The following is a 941-nucleotide window of genomic DNA, read 5'->3' on the forward strand; positions in this document are numbered from 1 at the left end:
GGGATCTCCTGGCCCATCACCCGCGCGAGGCCGAGCAGCGTCGCCTTCTCGGGCGCCAGCGGCTCGGTGCCGGTCACGTCTTCGAGGCGGTCGGTGACGACGGTCAGCGCGAGCGGTTCGATGGCTTTTGCCTCGACCGCCTGCGCGAACGCCAGCAGGCTCAGGTAGCCAAGCTCCAGCTTCGGCCTCGCGGCCGCGCCGCGCTGGCCGTCGAGGCTCCACAGGTGCAGCACCTGCGTCAATGGGCCGTCGGCCTGCAGCGCGTTCAGCAGTTCGTCGAAGTCGGCACGCTCGGCCGGCCGCACGGTGTACTGCTGTGCCGCGTTGCGGGCGAAGCGCGCGCCGGGCTGCGCGAAGCTGACGCGCGCGCCGCGCTGGCGCAGCTCGCGCAGCACGCTGGCGCTGATGCTGTCCACGTCGCCGAGCACCAGCACGTGGCCGCCCGGCTCGGATCCGGCGGCCGGCCGCGGCGCTGCACTGCGCTGCCAGCTCGGTGCGTAGAAGATGTTCCCGTCGGCCTTCGGCGCAGCCTGTTCGCCGGCCTCCACCCAGTACCGGCGGCGCTGGAAGGCATAGGTGGGCAGCGGCACGCGGCGCCGCGCGGCGCCCTCGCGCCAGGCCGACCAGTCGATCGGCACCCCCGCGACCCAGGCCGCGGCCACCGTGCCGGCCAGTTGCTGCGCATTGCGCGCATGCTGCTGCGGATGGGCCTGGCTGGCCCACACGCCCACGGCCGTGGCCGCACCCGGATGCTGGCGCGCGAGGCTGCTCAAGGTCGCGCCGGGGCCGACCTCCAGCAGCGCACGCCCCGGCACCTCGAACGCCGCCCGCAGCCCGTCGGCGAAGCGCACCGCGCCGCGCAGGTGGCGGCCCCAGTACGCAGGATCGACCGCCTCGGCCGCGGTGATCACGCGGCCCGACGCGTTCGAGATGAACGGCAG

Annotated in this window: 1 protein-coding gene; it reads right to left on the reverse strand. The window is 74.9% G+C overall.

Features of this window, described 5'->3' with window-relative positions; translation table 11 throughout:
- Nucleotides 1-941: KR prefix domain-containing protein (locus tag AC1D01_RS36615; protein ID WP_477874703.1), on the reverse strand; the 941-nt coding region annotated here is incomplete at both ends.

Source organism: Rhizobacter sp. P3_B12, assembly GCF_056402895.1.